This is a genomic window from Bradyrhizobium commune (genome assembly GCF_015624505.1).
Taxonomy (GTDB): Bacteria; Pseudomonadota; Alphaproteobacteria; order Rhizobiales; family Xanthobacteraceae; genus Bradyrhizobium; species Bradyrhizobium commune.
This window is the reverse complement of the sequence record NZ_CP061379.1, coordinates 5,834,752-5,853,634: the sequence shown is the minus strand read 5'-3', so window position 1 is coordinate 5,853,634 and position 18,883 is coordinate 5,834,752. Positions and strand designations below refer to the sequence as shown.

The following is an 18,883-nucleotide window of genomic DNA, read 5'->3' as shown; positions in this document are numbered from 1 at the left end:
GTCCAGACTGCAATGCGGTTTTCGAAGCGCTTCAGGCTCGTGCACCGCGAAGGCATCTTTCGCCGCAAAGATTGCTACTGGCCTGTCCGTGAACGGGGCGGAAGCTACGATCTCATCAGTTGGCGATCGATACAACCGAAGTCAATCGCGACGACCGCCACGGGCGTTAGCGGGGCCTTTCCGATTGCTGCCCCTCCGGCCTGACAGTCATGTTGCTGTCCGGCATTTTGTCTCGGCCCTGATCGCCATTGTCGTCCTTGCCGCCAGACGTGGAGGTGCCGCTTCCGCTGCGCGAACTGGGGGATAAGCCTGTGGTGCCACGAGGATCTCTGCTCGGTACCGTCGAGCTGGCCGCAGGATCTCCGGTGACTGCTCCTCGTCCGCTCGGGGTACCGGCATGTTGCGCCGAGGCGCCGACAATCGACAGGACGAAGAATGCGGCTGCTATCGGAAGTAGTTTACTCATCGTGAAGCTCCAGCTCTGTTGATGGCTTCCCTAGCCTAGTGTGTATTGGTCTTCTGCCAATTTTCGAGGTCGACGTCGGCTTCGTTTCGTTGCTCTTGTTCCGGATTGCCCCTCCATGGCTTATCCGTCTGCTTGTGCGTCTTCTGGTCGGCCCGTTGCCGCGGATCGTCCTTGGGTGTTTCCTGGCTCATGTTTGCTCCCGTGTATTGAAGATAAAAACCTTTAAACCTAGGAGCGTTCCTCTTGAACGCGATCGACGCGCGCAAGCGGACCGGCTGCGACCGTTCCGAAACAACAGGTGTGTCATCGACGCAATCGTGTCTCCCCTTTTCGCTGCGGCGGAAGCGCAAGTCGACGAGAACGATCTTGAGGGCGTCACCTTCGAGTACGAGGTCGTTGGCCGGCCAAGTTTGAACCGGCGGACCTTCGTTTTCCGCAGCCATGACGCTCAGCAGTGGCATGCGTGAGGAGCAAACCCTTAGCGCCGCAGCACAGCCGGGCCTCCGCCTGTACAAGGGTGCGGCTCGTGGATGATGGTTAAAGGGTTGGCGGCGCCGCAGTCGTGGTCGACTTGACGCTGTGTTTTTTCCGTTGCCGCGCACCCTGAGTTCAGTCCTGGAACTTCTGTTTCCGATGCGCATTCTTTGAGCAGATCAAGTCAATCGCGAGGAAACGAAGATGGAAGCGAAGATGGAAGCGATGTCGCCTCAATCCGTTCGGACGGAATCGGAATTGGTTGAACCAACGATTGCTGGCGTGTCTTGGGCTGCCGTTCTTGCGGGCGCCGCGGCATCCTGCGCGCTCACGCTTCTGCTCCTTTCATTCGGAGCAGGCTTGGGCTTTGCTGTGGTCTCTCCGTGGGCCGGGTCGGGGGTATCGTCGACGACGTTTGAGATCGGCACCGGTCTTTATTTCATCGTGATGGCGATGGTCTCCTCGGCGGTCGGAGGCTATCTGGCAGGCCGTTTGCGGACCAAATGGACGGGAATCCATACCGGCGAAGTGCAATTCCGCGACACGGCGCACGGCTTTTTGGCGTGGGCGGTCGCATCGGTCTTCGGCGCGATGGTTCTTGCGTCACCGGCCGGTTCGCTGATCGGCGGGGCGGCTTCCGGGACGACCGCGGCGGCGACGAGTTCTGCGCAATCATCGCCGATGGATGGATACGTCGACACGCTGCTTCGCTCCGATAATCCGTCCGCTCAAGCGCAGCAGGATTCGTCCGACACCCACGCCCAGATGGTCCGTTTGTTCACGACCAGCTTCCGCAAGGACGGCGGTCTCGATCCCGCCGACCGGGCCTACGTCGCCAAGGTGGTCTCGGCGCGGACGGGCTTGAGCCAGGGCGACGCCGAGAAGCGCGTCAACGACGTGTCCAATCAGGTCAAGGCCGACCTCGATCGCGCGCGCAAGACGGCCATGCAGCTTGCGATCTGGCTGACGCTGTCGCTGTTCATCGGCGCGTTCTCCGCCGCGGCTGCGGCGATGGAAGGCGGCGGGCTCCGCGACGGGACGTGGGGAAAGAAGAGCTACGGCAAGACCGCATTTAATCGCTAACTTTGGAAAAGGAGAGATCGATGCCTATTCTGCTTTGGTTGCTTGGAATTCCGATCCCGCTCATCATCCTGATCATGCTGCTGCACCACTGAGCGGCGCGGAGGTCGTAAATCGTTGCCATTCGGCGTCGCGTGCTGCACCTGGAGCTCGCGACGCCGAATCGTTTGTGGCCCGATGTTTTGATGATGGACTTGCGCAGAAAAGCCGGCACCGAGGGGGGCGGGAAGAAACTTCGTGCCCGCATCGAGCTGCTCGGCCCTTATCAATCCTTGGCGCTGCTGCTGTTGCCCGCCAGCGTCGTCGAGCCTTTGAAGCTGATCGCGGTTGCCGTCGCCGGCGATGGGAACTGGGTCACCGGCACTGCAATGATCGTCGTGGCGTACGGCGCCAGTTTGCTGCTTGTCGAACGGTTGTTCAGGATCGTCAAACCCAAGCTGCTGACGCTGCCGTGGTTCGCCCAGCTCTGGGGCTGGTTCACCGCCTTGCGCGCAAAAGTCTTCGGCTAGGTCCATAAGATTAGAAGAAGGAAGCCCCGGCCGGACCGGGACTTCCAGGATCGATCAGGCGGCTTGCGCGACCGCGTTGACTTCGCTGTCGGCGAGTTGGGTCAGGGTGTCGTCGGTCTTCTTTTCCTCGGCCAGTGTCTGGTCAAGGAGCCTCACCGCGTCCTTCATTCCAAGCTTGGCGGCCCATGATCTCAACGTGCCGTAGCGCGATATCTCATAATGTTCGACGGCCTGCGCCGCCGCCAAAAGCCCGGCATCCAGCGCCGGCTCGTCCTCATACTCCTCCATGATCTCCTTGCCCTCCTCAAGGATGCCTTCGATGGCATCGCACTTTTTGCCCCGGGCGGCCTTGCCGAGGAGTTCGAAAACCTGTTCGAGCCGCTCGATCTGACCTTCGGTCTCCTCATGGTGCTTTTCGAATGCGGCCTTGAGCTTGTCCGAATTTGCGGCCTCCGCCATTTTCGGAAGCGACTTGTAGATTTGCTTTTCGGCGTAGTAGATGTCCTTCAGGGTATCGAGAAACAAAGCGTTGAGATCTTTTTCCATGGTGCCTCCGACGGGTTGATATGTTGGCACTCAATCATCGCGCCACCGCATCGTTCCTGTTGTCGGATGCGACTGGATTCCGGGTTAGCCGCTTACTCATTCGCTGCTTTGAGTGCAAAGCCGGACGGCTAAGGCGCCCACAGCGCTAGTTGCTAGGGTCCGTTGGCGGCGCCCATGGACCTGGCCTGCGCCGTAAAGCCGATCGGTCTCGAGGTCGGGTGCGACGGAATCGCTTGCCGGCCGAACTCCTGCAAACGCTGCACGCACGGCTGGACCCATAGGAACCGGCCCGTCCTCCGGGCAGCCCGCAACGAACTTGCGCCGGCCGCAGCACGGGGCGCTGGCGAAGCTAGTAGGGAGCCCTGACCCTTTCGTGCGTCGGTGTTTGACGGTAGCGCTCGTCTCGTCGGAGCTGGCCGGGATAGCGGAGGCGAGACGAGCGCGGGTGATGTGATCGTCGGCGCGCACGGGTTCGCCGTGGCATCGCGCGACACGAATGCGTTCAAGCCGCAGGTCTAATGATCATCGATCCCTGGAGCGAGACCAGCTGATCTCTGTCTCTAACTCTGCTCTGTATCTAGGGCCGTTTCTGAAACGGTGGGTGAAACGTTTCGTGTAATGCCTACCATCCGTTTCGTCTGGGCTTTTTCGTAGCGCTCCGCTCTATCAGCGCCGCACCGCGCTGCTCTTGTTCTGCCGCGCCAGCTCGAGAAATTTGGCCTTTATCTGGGCAAACAGGCTTGGCGGAATGAAGCCGTAACCAAACACTCCCAATTTGCCCGGGACAGGTGAGAGACCAGCATTCGGCCATTCGTCAACGTTGTGTTCGGAGACGATGACCCAACTCGGCGTGTCGTCGAGGCCGATCGCTTGTTTGACTTTTGCGGGGATCTCGATGCCGACTGTATCGCCTCCCGGCCGCATATGGGTGATCGGCAGCAGGACCACAAAGCGTGGATTGCTCTGGCTGTCGCTGGCGGCGACGAGACAAGTCGGACGATCCTTTCCTTGATCGTGTCCTGCAGCAGCTTCATGAGTCCAGAGATAATCATAACGGACGACAAGGCCCGGTTTGGGTTCTGGAAAGGCCATGCAGCTCGCTTACTTGAGCAACTCGTCGAGCGCGCTATGTTGCGGGTCCATCTCGGCCCGTTGAACCGCATCGACCACCGCGTCCGTCGCGTCGGTCGTCCGGTGGCTGCGCTTTGCCGCCGCCGTCAGCCAGTCATAGTGCTCCGCCGACATCAGCACGGACTCCCGCCGCCCATGGCGCGTAATCTCCACGGGCTCTCGCCGCGCCTGATGTTGAAACTCGCCGAATTTGCGTTGGAACTCCAAAGCGGTCGTTCGGACCATGGCAGGGTACCTCAAAGAACCATCAATATACATATTATACGTATAATACGCGAACGTCTATGTCAATTGAGCGAGTGGCGGGATCGCTTTAACGAGGAGCCTCGGCGTCCCGATCTGGCGGTTCGGTGGCGCGTAAGCCGCGGCGATCACTCTTGAAAATGATATCAAAGCAGCCGAAAACCGAACAATGCTTTGGCTGGGTCACCATCCGAAACCTCTCCGAGGAGGCCCATCGCGCCCTGAAAGTCCGCCGCCGCGCGTCCCGAGAGCCAGCTGCGGCTCGGCCCCGTTCGTTCAGAGATGAGCCGGAAGGCCGGTCCCACCAATTCCGATGTCGAGGCGCTTGAACACGGCCGCCACGCACGTGCCGCTGAGCCGATGCGCTTCGAATGATCCTGCTCGAAACCAATGTGGTCTCCGAGGCGATGAAGCCCGAACTGCATCCATCGGTCGGCGACTGGCTCGACGCCCAGGCGGCTGAGACGGTGTTTCTCTCCAGCGTCAGCATCGCCGAACTGTTGTTCGGCATCGGCGCGCTGCCCCGCGGCAAACGCAGGGACAAGCTGGCGGCGGCGGGGTGGGCTTTTTTGGACGGTGTGGCGAAAAGCTCGGTGATCAATCGTTTGTCGCCTTTCGCTAGTCCGTCAAGAACAGCAACGGTTGGAGATCCTCCTCGAAAAAGTAACCGGGTTGGTGTCACGCATTTGCCTGGAGTCATCCGATCAGGACAATGACCGAGGAACCGCTGCGCGCCCGAGGCACAATTCCACGCCACGTGATCGCATGGACGATGAAGCAGATATTATTCACGTGGTCAGCAACGGCGCGATTCCGGTTCGTCTGCAACTCTGGCCTCAAAAAGCCGATCTCAGACACCGGCGCGTCAGAAGGCCGATCGAAAGCCGCAAACAGTGCGTTTCTGATCTGGAAAAACTCAGAGTCGTTCAAAGGGTCAAAACCAAGAAGGGGTCAATAGTTTTCGCCCCACTTGATGCAGGGCCTGATGCCGTAGCTGCGCCCTTTCTTGCTGCATGACTAGGTCGGTGCGATCCGAGCGATGATGATGACCGCCCGCTTATTACTGCCGAACGATTTCCTGCACTATGAGACATCATCTAGGGCGAGTGCTCGTAAACCGTGCGATGGGACGTCCGCTTTCCGAGGCAAACCGGACCAGATGAACTCGGTGCGAGTATTTCCGCTACTGACCCTGGCTGTGTGAAAACGCCACTGCTTTGGTATGATTCTCTCGTGATTCTGCGGGGGAAGCTGATGAGGCGCTTCGTTGAGCAGGCTGATCGTGGGCAATTGACGTTATTGCCCGAATGCCTCGATGATTTCATTGACGAGAGCAACCCTGTTCGAGTGATCGACGTGTTTGTCGATGCGCTCGATTTGGCCGAGATGGGCTTTGAGGGAGCGGAGCCGGCCGCAACGGGTCGGCCGTCGTATCATCCCTCGGTTCTCCTGAAGCTCTACATTTATGGCTATCTGAACCGGGTGCAATCGAGCCGACGGCTCGAACGGGAAGCCGGCCGCAATGTTGAGGTGATGTGGCTGCTGTGTCGTCTGGCTCCCGATCACAAGACGATTGCCGACTTCCGCAAGGACAGCGGCCTGGCACTCCGCAAGGTATGTGCGCGCTTCGTTGAACTCTGCCGAGAGATAGGTTTACTGGCGACGGCGAGCGTTGCGATCGATGGCAGCAAGTTCAAAGCCGTGAACAACCGGGACAGGAACTTCACACGAGCGAAGGTGGAACGGCGTCGTGCTCAGCTGGAGGAGAGCGTCGCGCGGTATCTGAGCCAGCTTGACACGGCTGACCGACACGAGCCGACCGAAGCGCTGGCCGCGAAGGTGACGAGGCTCAATGAGAAGCTCACAAAACTGAAGGACGAAATGGGCAAGCTTGCTACTTACGAGAAGCAGATGCTGGCTTCGCCCGACCAGCAAATCTCCCTGACTGATCCGGATAGCCGCTCGATGGCAACCAGCGGCCGCGGGTCCGGTGTTGTCGGATACAACGTGCAAGTCGCCGTGGATACCGAGCACCATCTGATTGTCACGCATGAGGTAACGAACAGCGGCTCGGATCGGGCTCAGCTTGCCAATATGGCCAGGCAGGCAAAGGCTGTTCTAAAGACCGAGACGCTCGAGGCCGTTGCCGATCGCGGCTACTTCAGCAGTCCGGAGATCCTCGCCTGCCACGAGGCCGGCATCACGGTAACTCTGCCCAAGCCGCAAACGTCGGGCGCCAAGTCGGATGGACGCTTCGGCAAGCAGGACTTTGTCTATTTGCCGGAGGAAGACGCATATCGCTGTCCGGCTGGGGAGCAACTGCCGTATCGCTTTACGGGCGAGGAAGATGGCAAGCGGATAAGGCGCTACTGGACCACGGCCTGTCAAAATTGTTCGCTCAAATCTCAATGCACGACCGGGCCAGAGCGGCGGATTCCAAGATGGGAGCATGAGCATTGCTCGATGCTGTTCAGCAGCGCCTTGATGCGAACCCGCTCGCTATGCGCCAACGTCGCGAGACAGTCGAGCATCCGTTTGGCACGATGAAGGCCCGCATGGGAGCGACACACTTCCTAACTAAAACGCTCCCAAAAGTAGCCGCCGAGATGGCACTCTCGGTTCTGGCCTATAACCTAACACGGGTCATCAACATCGTCGGGATCAGGCCGCTGAGCTATGCGATCGCGGCCTGAGACCGAACCGGCCTTGGCTTGCTATCGGCTCATCTAAGACGGTGTGTTTTTACACAACCAAGACCCACAGGAAACGCCAAGCCTGATCTCGGGTATGCTGCCTTATGCTTGGACCATGCGCTTAACGCGCGTGCGCACGTGAGGCATTGGTGGTGCGATATGAACAGGCGCGAGTTCATAGGTGGAGCGGCTATAGCGACTATTTGGACTACGAGCACCGTGGCGCAAAGATCGGCGTCCGCACCAAGCACGCGCAACCGCGCCGCGTGCTTCGAAAACGCATTGACCTCTCCATGGTTTTGACCAAAGCGCACAAGACTGTCACATGTTGGATCAGAAGGACGAGAAGGATGTGAACGAATGATCCGCGCGCTGGACAGCTTCGACTAGCGAACTCGTTAAGCGAAATTAACGGAGAAAAATATCACCTCTCGCGCCTCTGGAATATCGGCGGATAAACAGTATGGTTTGATTCGTCGGGCCAGCAATCGGAGTAACAATGCGAGTACGAGTCGAAGCCCAGACTAAAGCTACGCACGTTTTGGCCAACAAGATCCCGGATCACATCATCGGACTTTTCGTTGAGCCTGTCCTGCTCGAGGGCGAAGACCCGAGTCTCTATTGGAACATCCTCTCCGCGATGATCGACGAGCACCGGCCGGAATCTTTGCTGGATTGGATCGCGCTTAACGACCTTGTCACGAAGCTATGGGAAGAACGTACTTATCGGCGCGCTACTAACGCCATTATCCGCGGCGGCCAGCGGCTTGCAGTGGAGCAGTTCTTGACTGAGATCCCGCCCGGGGAAGATGGATCGAAGTCGCAGGTAGGCAAGGCAGATCGCTGGGCGAACAGGTATTTCAGCGCGACCAAGAAAGAAAGAGAAGAAGTTCGATCGCGGCTTGCGAAGTTTGGAATCACGGAAGCAGAGCTGCTCGCCCGGTCGGCGCAGAACAACAGCGACGCCATCTTGATGTTGGAGGGGATGGTCTCATCGCGGGAGCGCAGCCGCCGAAAGCTTCAAAACGAAATAAGAAGGCGCCGCCCTTCCCAAGAGGTGAAGTCAGAATCGCGTGGCGATGTCACTGCGGGTCATGAGGGTGGTCCCCAGCCTTGCCAAGAGGTGAACGGGCCTTGCCAAGAGCTGAATAGGGGAGCGAACGACAATTGTGATGCACATCATCATGGTCACGCTCTGCCCTCCCACGAATTGAGCGAGGCATCGAGCGGCGAGGAGATGTTCATCAAACTAGCCAACTCGGTCTTGCCAAGAGGCGAAAGCAAAACTGGCCAGTGAATTAGGCGCGTATCACCATGGCCACTGAAAAGCAGATCAGAGCCAATCGCGAGAATGCCAAGCGGAGTACAGGGCCAAAGAGCGCAGCCGGTCGTTCAAGGTCAAGCCGCAATGCACTGCGCCATGGTTTGGCAACGTCTCCAGACGCTGATCCGCCGGCCGGGATACAGGAATACAGGCTCGCGGAGCTTATGATCCCGGAAGGCGCTAGCCAGTTACAGCGGATGGCGGTGCTCGAAATTGCACAAGCGCAAGCGCAGTTGCTGCGAGTTGCAGTTGTACGAAAAACCATGCTCGCAACGCTGGATTTGCAATCTCCGTCTCTTACGCAAGTGCGGCGCCTGGTGGCATTGGAGCGCTATGAGTGTCGAGCCCATAGGCAACGCCGTCGAGCGGCAGGCATGCTTCAGCACACCGGACCCATAGTTGGGTAGAAAACTGGCAAAACGAACCCAATTTGTCTGTGCCTGCGAAGGGCCCGGGACGTGGGTGAGTTGCGCGGCTTCGGTGACCTGCTAGTCTAAGCCTGCTAGTCTAAGAAGGTCGGAAACGTTTGAAATCTTTACTCATGACCGAGGACCCCTACAGTATTGGCAGCGGTTGCGTCTCCGCGGCCATCAAAGCGCGAGGCGCCGAGATGTGCTCGCTCAAGTACAAAGATGGCGCCCAAATCGTCTGGCAGGCAGGCAGGGCCTGGCTCGGCGCCATCCTCCGCTGCTGCTTGCGATCGCCGGCCGACTGCTCCCTCCACGACCGCATCCTCCCTGCGCGAGCGCGGAAGAGGCGAGACCAGGCTTCCATGAAGGCGGAAGCCAGAACATCGTGCTGCCGGTTCGCGCGCATCGGAGCATCCTGGATTTCCGCTGCCCACCCCTGGGCGGACGACTTGCCAGAGTCCGCCCCGATTGCGACCAAATTCCACAGCGCAGCGAAATGACGCGAAGGGCCAATGGCGGTAACTAAGTCAGCTGCCCAAACGGACTTTTCGCGAAGCGTGGCGCTGCGCCGACCTGAACGTCTTCTCCATCTCAACAGTATGCTCGCGAAGGAGGCATACGGCCTTCACGATCTCGACGGCCGCGCAAAGCGCCAGCAACTGATTGTGCTCGCTGGGCCGCTCCTTGACCGATCAACTATGCGGTCTTGCTTGCGCCGAAATGTAATCGGCCCCGCCATGGCAGAGACGGGGCCAATCCTAGTCATGGACCGCATTTAGCCGAAGAGCTGATGAGCGTGCTCAGTAGGCGACGTCGGCATCAGTTCCGAGTGGATTGATATGCCCGCGTCAAAGTGCGGAACGGCGGGATGCGACGCCAGCAGGTCGTGGCTGCCGAAGAGATTGGCTTCCGAACCCGAGGCATGCCCGGCGTCCACGGCATGGAGCGCCGACACCAGGATCGGATTGAGCTCCGAGATCGTGTGCAGCACGTCCTGAACCGTCACGGCGCCGTGGCTGCCAGCCGTGGTGTGCTGGGCGAACAGGCTTTCCACCGAGTCGCCGCCGAAAGTCGGCACCGTACCGTGGGTGTCGGCAGTCAGGGCGGCATGCGACGTTCCCGTCGTTGCGTCCGCAGTGTGCGCATCGGCCTGACCATGCGAGCTGGCATTTGCCGCTGTCGCGAACAGCTTGTTGAGCGCAGCACTCGGATCCTTGATGAGGTGGTCCTTGAGCGCGTCGGCAGCCATGTTGAGCAGCACCTGGGGATCGTGGCTCACCTTGTCGATGAGGTCGGTCGCCTTGTGGATCGCATCATCCTTGGCCTGTTCGGCGGCGTGCAACGCCTTGTCGAGCAGGGAGTCGTTGTTGCTCGTGTGTTCCGTCGACTGAGAATGAGAACCGTCGGCGGATTTATCCGTATTCGGCGAATGATCGTCGCCGCCCTTGACCATATCGAGACCCTTGTCGGCCGCGGCGCCCGCCGCTGACTTGCCCAAGTCCTTGAAGCCGTCGACCGCGGCACCGCCGAGAGCCTTGATGCCATCGCCGAAAATGCCGCCGACCTTGTCGCCGAGATCGTTGGCGACATGCTTGACCTGGTCGCCAACCCACTCGCCGGCGATTCCGCCAAGCTCCTTGGCGCCTTCCTTGGCCGCGCCCTCGAAATTGCCCTGGACGAGGTCGGAGGTCATCGCCGTGGCCTTGCCGAGCCCGTCGCCGGCATCGGAGATCACGTGACCGGCATGACCGCCGATCGTTTCGCCGATCGCCGAGACGAAGCCGCCACCGGCCCGCGCCATCGCTTCGTTCAGACCGTTCAGCGTGGTGTTGATGCCGTTGGCGACTGCGGCCAGCGCTTCAATACCTTCCTTTTCCGCGCCGGCAAACTGCTTGCCAGCCTCGAACAGATCGCTGCCGAACTGACCGATGTCATGAGCCGCGGTAGAGAAGTTGCCGTGGGAGATGTCGCTGATCACCTGGCCGCCGTCATGGCCGAGCTTGTCGGCGCCATGTCCGAGCGAATTGGCGAGGTCGCCGCCATAGGTCGTCGCCTTGTTGACGGCGCCGTCGATCGCATTGTTGACGTGATCCAGGGTGCCGGTTGCGGCGTCGCTGTAGTGCTTGAAAACGTTGGCATAGAAGTCGCCGACCGGCGTGCCGACCGTGTGTGCGACGATTCCCGCCGTGCCGTAGCCGAAAGCGACTTCGCCTTTGGCGATCGCACCCAGCGCGTCCACGCCGTTCACCAGGACGGTGCCCATCGTGTGCTCGTAATTCTTGGCCAGATCGCCCGCCGCACCGAGAACCGTGCCGCCCATCTGCAATGCACCCGAGGCCAGCGCACCGCCGCCTTCGACCGCTGCATGGCCGAGACCCGTCACCGTGTGCCCGACGTCGCCAGCGACGTTCGTGACGCCGTGCGCCGTATCGGTGACAATATGGCTGGCACCGCTGAAGACATCCTTGCCGGCGTGGCTGAGGTCGCCGAACGCGCCGCCAACGTTGCCCTGCGAGAGATTGCCCACGGCGTGGAAAACGTCTCCGCCGACGTTGCCGGCGGTGTGAAAAACGTCGCCACCAAGTTTGACGCCGGTGCTGAGAACGTCAGTGGCGGTATGCACGAAGCCACTGCCGATGGAGCTCATGCCATGTCCGATCGCGGAGCCGAAACTGCTGGCCGTATGACCGAGTTCGGAGCCGAACTTGAGGCCCGCGTCCCCGATGGTCTTGAAGCCGCTGACCACCCCGTAGCCCACCGATGAGCCGATATTGTAGAAGCTGTGGCCGACGGCCGAGCCGATCGCCGCGCCTTCGTGCAGTCCGAGATTGACGATGCTTTGCGCTCCGCCGAGGACGGTCGTGAACGCCGAACTCGCGCCATTTTCGACGGTGTGCGCGATGCTGCTCAGACCCGAACCGACCGCATGAGTCGCGTCGCTGACCGCGTGACCAGCATCGCTGACCGCATGTTCCACGGTATTGACGACGGCTTTCACCGGCGCGGTGACGACCTTGGCAACTCCACTTAAAAAACTGCCGAAAGACATGGAACCCTCCATCCGTTGAATGATGAGCGAGATTTGCCACGACCCGCTCATCGCGACTGTGATGGACGTCACGACGGAGATTGCGATTGTGATGGAGGTCACGAAGAGTGCGCAGACCCAAAACGGTGGGTTTGAAACCGAAGCGCTATCTCCGTGAAGTCGAGCTGAAACGGAGTCACCGTAGGCTGCCCTTGCTCGCGCAGACGACAGATGCAGGTGAGGGGCACTGGACAGCGGATGCGCGGTGTGAGGTCGGTCACAAAACTCAGAGTGTGATGACGATCACGACCAGACGGAGAACTCGCTTCTAGGATTGCTGCATGCGGTGGGGGACGACCATCGCCGGATGACGGACCGGATGCCGTTAGGGCTGGAGAATTATCATGGGTACGAATTATCAGGATGCGGCGCCGGTTGCGATCAGTGGCCAAGTAGGCTCGACAGTGAGCCTGTACGACATGCTGAAGCAGGCGTACGGCGACAACGTCAATCAGATCCAGAGCGTTTTCGTTGGCCAGAACCCCGTCTTCGGGAGCTACTGGAATCCGGCTGATCCGCACGCGACCCAGATCAGCGCCACCGGAACCATCAACTTCGCCGACTTCAAGAACGTGCAGATCACGATCGGCAACAACATCAATTCGAACATCTTCGTGACGCTGCCGGAAAACAGCAACTGGGACGCCATGCGTACGCTCAGCGTCACAGCCCTTCAGCAAAACCTGGATGCGAATTTCCCGGCCGACCACGTGCCGACCGCGGCCGATATCGTGTCGACCGCGAAGATGTTCGCGAGCACCGAAGGTGGCGTCGCCAACTCTAACGATTGCCACGGCATCGCGAGCGACATCGCGGCTTCTGCCGGAGCGACGCTCGACTCAAACACGGGTAGCACGGGCCTGACTGGCGAGCCGGCGAACGAGGCGGGGGGCTTCTGGCGAATCGCTGCTTCCGGCATCGGCGGTGGTGATGCCTGGCAGAGCCAGGTGGAGGCCGGCGATATCGTCCGCATGAGGGTGGTGAACGGGAACGGCAGCGTCACCGAACACACCGTCACCGTGACCGGCGCCCTCAATTCGGACCCGCACAACCCCGGCAAGATCATGGTTGTCGACAACTCGAACGGGGTCATCAGCGAGCACCCGGCCGACCTCAACACCATTGCGGGTAGTGTCACGATCTACCGGCTCACGACCGATGGCCAATATCTGATCGATCAGAGCACGGAAACGCACAACATCACCATTCAGGGCGACAACTTCAACGACCTCATCAAGGTCGGCAGCGGTAGCGACACCGTGCAGGGCGGCGCCGGCATCGACACCGCGGTGCTCGCTGGCAACAAGGCCGACTACCAGATCGTCCATAATGCCGACGGTAGCGTGTCCGTTTCAGGTCATGGCGTGACCGACAAGCTGGTCTCGGTCGAGAAGATCCAGTTCAACGATCAGACGGTCGATCTCTCGCCGACGCCGCCGGCTCCCGATCCGAATCCGGCTCCCGCGCCGGCTCCGGTCGCCGGCTCCGTGTCGATCAACGACGTGCAGATCACGGAAGGCAACAACGGCCAGCAGGTCGCGACCTTTACCGCGACGCGCACCGGCGGCAACGCTGCCTTCGACGTGAATTTCGCAACAGCGGACGGCTCGGCCACCACGGCTGATGGTGACTACGTCGCCAAGTCCGGCTCGCTGCACTTTGCCCAGGGCGCTGTCAGCCAGACGGTATCGGTCGTCATCAATGGCGACACCAAGGTCGAGGGCAACGAGAACTTCCACGTCAACCTCTCGGGTGCGACCAACGGTGCGACGATCTCGCACGCTCAGGGCACCGGCATCATCGTCAATGACGATGCCGCCCCGGTCGCCGGCTCGGTGTCGATCAACGACGTACAGATCACGGAAGGCAACAACGGCCAGCAGATCGCAACCTTTACCTTGACCCGCGCCGGCGGCAACGCTGCGTTCGACGTGAATTTTGCGACAGCGGACGGTTCGGCCACCACCGCTGACGGCGACTATGTCGCCAAGTCGGGCACGGTGCACTTTGCCGATGGCGTCAACACCCAGACGGTGTCGGTCGTCGTCAACGGCGACACCAAGGTCGAGGGCAACGAGGACTTCCATGTCAGCCTCTCGGGCGCGACCAACGGTGCGACGATCTCGCACGCTCAGGGCACCGGCATCATCGTCAATGACGATGTCGCCCCGGTCGCCGGCTCGGTGTCGATCAACGACGTACAGATCACGGAAGGCAACAACGGCCAGCAGATCGAGACCTTTACCTTGACCCGCGCCGGCGGTAGCGCTGCGTTCGACGTGCACTTTGCGACGGCGGACGGCTCGGCCACCACCGCTGACGGCGACTATGTCGCCAAGTCGGGCACGGTGCACTTTGCCGATGGCGTCAACACCCAGACGGTGTCGATCGTCGTCAACGGCGACACCAAAGTCGAGGGTAACGAGAATTTCCACGTCAACCTCTCGGATGCGACCAATGGTGCGACGATCTCGCACGCCCAGGGCACCGGCAATATCATCAATGACGATGTCGCGCCGGCTCCCGTCACGCATCACGTCGCCAATGATTTCAACGGCGACGGCATCAGCGACGTCTTGTTCGAGAACGGCAAGGGCAGCGTCGCGATGTGGGAGATGAATGGCGACCACATCGCTTCGAACACCACGGTCGGTTCGGTCGGTAGCGACTGGCATTCGATCGGCATCAGCGACTTCAACGGCGACGGCAAGGCCGACGTCCTCTGGGAGAACAGCAAGGGCCAGGTGGCGGAGTGGCAGATGAACGGCGACCATATCGCCTCCAACACCACGGTCGGCTCGGTCGGAACCGATTGGCATGCCATCGGCACCGGCGACTTCAACGGCGACGGCAAGGCCGACGTGCTCTGGGAGAACGGCAAGGGCCAGGTGGCGGAGTGGCAGATGAATGGCGACCACATCGCCTCCAACACCACGGTCGGCTCGGTCGGAACCGATTGGCATGCGATCGCCACCGGCGACTTCAACGGCGACGGCAAGGCCGACGTCCTCTGGGAGAACAGCAAGGGCCAGGTGGCGGAGTGGCAGATGAACGGTGACCACATCGCCTCGAACACGACGGTTAGCTCGGTCGGATCCGATTGGAAGGTGGCCGGCACCGGCGACTTCAACGGCGACGGCAAGACCGACGTGCTCTGGCAGAATGCCAACGGCAAGCTTGCAGAGTGGCAGATGAACGGCGACCACATCGCCTCGAACACCACCGTGGGCAATGCGCCCGGCTCGACAGTGATCGGCACCGGCGACTACAACCATGACGGCAAGGCGGACGTGTTGCTTCAGAACGCCAGCGGTCACGTTTCCGAGCTGCAGATGGACGGCGACCACGTCACAGACAACGAGACTGTCGGTTCCCACTCCATCAACTGGCACACGATCTGAGCAAACGGTCTCAGGCAAGATCGGTAAGGATGATTAAGAGCGGTAGCCGATACCAGTGGTCTCGGCTACCTGATCATAGCCACAAAGGCAGTCTCGGCATCAGCGTGAGGCACGTCACTTTCAATCTTGGGCATCGCCGGCCGCATTGTGTGATCTGGATTGCAATCATTCGTCCAGCCCAAGGATAGAGTTCCTACATCGCATCGGGAAACACGACGGACAAGGGGGGTTACCATGGTGGACAATACCTATTTCGGAGACGCACTTCCCGTTACCATCACCGGGACACCTGGCGTTAGCGAGGTGAGCCTGCTGGATCTTTTGAAACAGGCCTATGGCGACCAAGCCAGCTCGATTACGAGCGTGAACATCGGGTATTGGGGCTCCGACTATTTCGCCAATAGAACCGACAAGGCGGGCACAGCGCTGGATCCGTTTTCCTATTGGGATCCGGCGCACCAGACGGTCACTTCGGTGGTGGGGGACAATATTAAAGCCAGCACACAGAAGGGTGGCTTCCAGCCGGTCACCGTCCAAAGCTCTGACTTTGCAAACGTGATGATCAAGGTCGGCAACAACATCATGCCGAACGTCTTCGTTCAGGTCCCGATTGCCCATAATAGCGATGGCAGCACCGACTACCAGGAGCTGAACGTCAGCTCGATTCCGAAGCAATTTGACCAGGCCACCTATCTGCTCGGCGATACACATGCCACGCCTTCGGTCTCGATTCTCACCGGCAATAACGGCCTTTCTCATACGCTCGACCCTAATGCGACTTTCCACTCTCCCTTCACCAGCGCTTTGGGCGATGGCCAGCTCAGGCAGTTTCCCGGCATGTCGACGACGCCGGTCGATACGACCCTCGTGAACACGCTCAAGGCCGGCTTCGTCGCCTCCCATGTTCCAACCGCAGCCGAGGTTGTTGCTGCTGCGCAGCACTTCGCTGCGCTCGAGAATGGCGTGGCGGACAAGAATGATTGCCATTGGATTGCAATGGATATCGCGGCCGCTGCCGGCGCGCCGCTTGATCCCGTGACGCAGCAGTCAACAGACATGATCGTCGCCGGCAAGGACATCGTTACGGAAACACCGGCCACCAACCAGGAAGGCGGCTTCTGGCGGATCGCGTATCGCGGGTCCGATGGTGGCGCGGTGTCAAACTGGCAGACTCTGGTCAAGCCGGGCGACATTGTCCGTATGGGCTGGGACTCCGCTCATGGCGGTGGATTTCACACGACCACGGTGGTCGCTGGCCTCAATGCGGACGGCATGCACCCCGGTCAGATCGAGGTCGTCGACAATGGCGGCGACGTGATCAAGGAGCGTTGGGTCGACTATGACTCCCAGACCGTGACGAACTCGGTCACGATCTACCGCTTGACGACGGACGGAATGAACCTGATCGACGGCAGCAGCAGCACGCATGCCGACACCTGGATGGGAACGGCCAACAACGACCTCATCAAGGCCGGCAGCGGCGGCGACACGCTGCTCGGTGGCGACGGCAACGACACGCTGGTCACCGGCAAGGGCAATGACACGCTTGACGGCGGCTCCGGCGACAATACGGCGAAGTTTACCGGTAACGAGGCCGATTATCACGTCACCTTCAACGCGGACGGATCGGTGACCGTTGCCGACCAGCGGTCGCTTGGCTGGAACGTTCCGGGCTCGCCGGACGGAACCGACACGCTCAAGAACATCCAGCACATTCAGTTCGCTGACAAGACGGTCAATGTCAGTGACCTCAAGGCCTACACGGACGCTACTCACTCCACGGTCGTCTTCGGCGGAAGCGGCAGCGAGGTTCTCTCGGCTGAGCATGTCACCAATGCCGTCATCGTTGGCGGCGGTGGCGCGCACCTGATGATCGGTGGATCCGGCAACGACATCTACTATGTCGACAACGCCGCCGACACCGTGACGGAGTACGGAAACAACGGGCCGTCGATGCTCAACGTCGGGGACATGGGCGGAATCGATGAAGTGCGGACGACGCTGTCCAGCTACGCGTTGCCCGACACCCATGCGGCGGGAATCTTCAACAAGGGCAACATTGAAAACCTGACCTATGTCGGCACCGGCAACTTCAATGGCGTCGGCAACTCGCTCGACAACGTCATCACGGGCGGCGCCGGCGCGGACACCCTGACCGGGGGTGGAGGCAACGACACCCTGGATGGCAAGGGTGGTCTCAACGAGGCAGTCTACAGCGGCAATTTTGCCGACTACAAGATCACCGTCGTCGATGGCGTCACCACCATCACGGACCTACGCGCCGGCTCGCCGGACGGCACCGACACGCTCAAGAACATCGAGCTCCTCAAATTCGCCGACGGCATCAAGCACTTCAACCCGCAGGATTTTACGCCGGGCGCCGTCTCGACCGGCGACAAGACCACCGTCCCACAGTCGGATACGCATTCCCAGGATACGCATTCTTCGGATACGAGTTCCTCGGACGCGCATCCCGTCGCCCCCGTCACGCATCATGTCGCCAACGACTTCAACGGCGACGGCATCAGCGACGTCTTGTTCGAGAACGGCAAGGGCAGCGTCGCGATGTGGGAGATGAATGGCGACCACATCGCTTCGAACACCACGGTCGGTTCGGTCGGTAGCGACTGGCATTCGATCGGCATCAGCGACTTCAACGGCGACGGCAAGGCCGACGTCCTCTGGGAGAACAGCAAGGGCCAGGTGGCGGAGTGGCAGATGAACGGCGACCATATCGCCTCCAACACCACGGTCGGCTCGGTCGGAACCGATTGGCATGCCATCGGCACCGGCGACTTCAACGGCGACGGCAAGGCCGACGTGCTCTGGGAGAACGGCAAGGGCCAGGTGGCGGAGTGGCAGATGAATGGCGACCACATCGCCTCCAACACCACGGTCGGCTCGGTCGGAACCGATTGGCATGCGATCGCCACCGGCGACTTCAACGGCGACGGCAAGGCCGACGTCCTCTGGGAGAACAGCAAGGGCCAGGTGGCGGAGTGGCAGATGAACGGTGACCACATCGCCTCGAACACGACGGTTAGCTCGGTCGGATCCGATTGGAAGGTGGCCGGCACCGGCGACTTCAACGGCGACGGCAAGACCGACGTGCTCTGGCAGAATGCCAACGGCAAGCTTGCAGAGTGGCAGATGAACGGCGACCACATCGCCTCGAACACCACCGTGGGCAATGCGCCCGGCTCGACAGTGATCGGCACCGGCGACTACAACCATGACGGCAAGGCGGACGTGTTGCTTCAGAACGCCAGCGGTCACGTTTCCGAGCTGCAGATGGACGGCGACCACGTCACCGACAACGAGACTGTCGGTTCCCACTCCATCAACTGGCACACGATCTGATGCTGGAGGCGTCAGCCGGCATGTCTTGCAAACTGAGCGGGACGTGCCGGCTGCCTGCGAGGATGAGCAAAGTCAAATAGCCAGAGCCAATGGCCGCGGAATTTCCATGTAGACGGACGCGAGGGAGATAGTACAGATTACCCTCGTTTCGGGATGAG

Annotated in this window: 12 protein-coding genes and 1 pseudogene; 8 read left to right on the top strand and 5 right to left on the bottom strand. The window is 60.5% G+C overall.

Features of this window, described 5'->3' with window-relative positions:
* Positions 1-501 precede the first annotated feature (501 nt).
* Positions 502-927: a hypothetical protein gene (locus tag IC761_RS27525; protein WP_195804893.1), complete on the bottom strand. Its 426-nt coding sequence runs from the start codon at positions 925-927 to the stop codon at positions 502-504.
* A 217-nt stretch (positions 928-1,144) separates the two neighbouring features.
* On the opposite strand from IC761_RS27525, the gene IC761_RS27520 reads away from it, so the two are divergent.
* Both IC761_RS27520 and IC761_RS27515 read left to right on the top strand, forming a co-directional pair.
* Positions 1,145-2,023: a hypothetical protein gene (locus IC761_RS27520; RefSeq protein ID WP_246791332.1), complete on the top strand. Its 879-nt coding sequence runs from the start codon at positions 1,145-1,147 to the stop codon at positions 2,021-2,023.
* Positions 2,024-2,205: 182 nt separating this feature from the next.
* Positions 2,206-2,529, top strand: a complete 324-nt coding sequence (locus tag IC761_RS27515; protein ID WP_246791331.1) for a hypothetical protein — start codon at positions 2,206-2,208, stop codon at positions 2,527-2,529.
* Between the two features lie 54 nt (positions 2,530-2,583).
* Here the strand turns inward: IC761_RS27515 and IC761_RS27510 are convergent, their stop codons facing one another.
* The 3 genes from IC761_RS27510 to IC761_RS27500 all read right to left on the bottom strand — a co-directional run bounded on the left by IC761_RS27510 (position 2,584) and on the right by IC761_RS27500 (position 4,431).
* Positions 2,584-3,075, bottom strand: coding sequence for a YciE/YciF ferroxidase family protein (locus IC761_RS27510; protein WP_195799818.1), 492 nt, complete (start codon positions 3,073-3,075; stop codon positions 2,584-2,586).
* Between the two features lie 666 nt (positions 3,076-3,741).
* Entirely contained in the window at positions 3,742-4,167 is a 426-nt protein-coding gene (locus tag IC761_RS27505) for a hypothetical protein (RefSeq protein WP_195799817.1), read from the bottom strand.
* A 9-nt stretch (positions 4,168-4,176) separates the two neighbouring features.
* On the bottom strand, positions 4,177-4,431 hold the full coding sequence (locus tag IC761_RS27500; RefSeq protein ID WP_195799816.1) for a type II toxin-antitoxin system prevent-host-death family antitoxin: 255 nt from the start codon (positions 4,429-4,431) through the stop codon (positions 4,177-4,179).
* A 389-nt stretch (positions 4,432-4,820) separates the two neighbouring features.
* Between IC761_RS27500 and IC761_RS35945 the strand changes: the two genes are divergently transcribed.
* From IC761_RS35945 to IC761_RS27480, 4 genes and pseudogenes are all read left to right on the top strand, one after another.
* The gene (locus tag IC761_RS35945) at positions 4,821-5,165 is read left to right on the top strand and encodes a PIN domain-containing protein (protein ID WP_246791330.1); all 345 of its coding nucleotides are present in this window, start codon (positions 4,821-4,823) and stop codon (positions 5,163-5,165) included.
* Positions 5,166-5,214: 49 nt separating this feature from the next.
* Positions 5,215-5,466, top strand: coding sequence for a hypothetical protein (locus tag IC761_RS27490; protein ID WP_195799815.1), 252 nt, complete (start codon positions 5,215-5,217; stop codon positions 5,464-5,466).
* 237 nt (positions 5,467-5,703) lie between these two features.
* A pseudogene (locus IC761_RS27485) lies at positions 5,704-7,142 on the top strand (IS1182 family transposase).
* 541 nt (positions 7,143-7,683) lie between these two features.
* On the top strand, positions 7,684-8,439 hold the full coding sequence (locus IC761_RS27480; RefSeq protein WP_195799814.1) for a hypothetical protein: 756 nt from the start codon (positions 7,684-7,686) through the stop codon (positions 8,437-8,439).
* Positions 8,440-9,651: 1,212 nt separating this feature from the next.
* Here the strand turns inward: IC761_RS27480 and IC761_RS27475 are convergent.
* Positions 9,652-11,925: a hypothetical protein gene (locus IC761_RS27475; protein WP_195799813.1), complete on the bottom strand. Its 2,274-nt coding sequence runs from the start codon at positions 11,923-11,925 to the stop codon at positions 9,652-9,654.
* 383 nt (positions 11,926-12,308) lie between these two features.
* On the opposite strand from IC761_RS27475, the gene IC761_RS27470 reads away from it, so the two are divergent.
* Both IC761_RS27470 and IC761_RS27465 read left to right on the top strand, forming a co-directional pair.
* Entirely contained in the window at positions 12,309-15,365 is a 3,057-nt protein-coding gene (locus IC761_RS27470; RefSeq protein ID WP_195799812.1) for a Calx-beta domain-containing protein, read from the top strand.
* A gap of 234 nt (positions 15,366-15,599) precedes the next feature.
* On the top strand, positions 15,600-18,725 hold the full coding sequence (locus tag IC761_RS27465; protein ID WP_195799811.1) for an FG-GAP-like repeat-containing protein: 3,126 nt from the start codon (positions 15,600-15,602) through the stop codon (positions 18,723-18,725).
* Positions 18,726-18,883: the final 158 nt, after the last annotated feature.

Excerpts from the sequence above, each read along its gene's own strand:
- IC761_RS27525 (WP_195804893.1), bottom strand. The coding sequence starts at position 927 with ATGCCACTGCTGAGCGTCATGGCTGCGGAAAACGAAGGTCCGCCGGTT.
- IC761_RS27520 (WP_246791332.1), top strand. The coding sequence starts at position 1,145 with ATGGAAGCGAAGATGGAAGCGATGTCGCCTCAATCCGTTCGGACGGAA.
- IC761_RS27515 (WP_246791331.1), top strand. The coding sequence starts at position 2,206 with ATGATGGACTTGCGCAGAAAAGCCGGCACCGAGGGGGGCGGGAAGAAA.
- IC761_RS27510 (WP_195799818.1), bottom strand. The coding sequence starts at position 3,075 with ATGGAAAAAGATCTCAACGCTTTGTTTCTCGATACCCTGAAGGACATC.
- IC761_RS27505 (WP_195799817.1), bottom strand. The coding sequence starts at position 4,167 with ATGGCCTTTCCAGAACCCAAACCGGGCCTTGTCGTCCGTTATGATTAT.
- IC761_RS27500 (WP_195799816.1), bottom strand. The coding sequence starts at position 4,431 with ATGGTCCGAACGACCGCTTTGGAGTTCCAACGCAAATTCGGCGAGTTT.
- IC761_RS35945 (WP_246791330.1), top strand. The coding sequence starts at position 4,821 with ATGATCCTGCTCGAAACCAATGTGGTCTCCGAGGCGATGAAGCCCGAA.
- IC761_RS27490 (WP_195799815.1), top strand. The coding sequence starts at position 5,215 with ATGGACGATGAAGCAGATATTATTCACGTGGTCAGCAACGGCGCGATT.
- IC761_RS27475 (WP_195799813.1), bottom strand. The coding sequence starts at position 11,925 with ATGTCTTTCGGCAGTTTTTTAAGTGGAGTTGCCAAGGTCGTCACCGCG.
- IC761_RS27470 (WP_195799812.1), top strand. The coding sequence starts at position 12,309 with ATGGGTACGAATTATCAGGATGCGGCGCCGGTTGCGATCAGTGGCCAA.
- IC761_RS27465 (WP_195799811.1), top strand. The coding sequence starts at position 15,600 with ATGGTGGACAATACCTATTTCGGAGACGCACTTCCCGTTACCATCACC.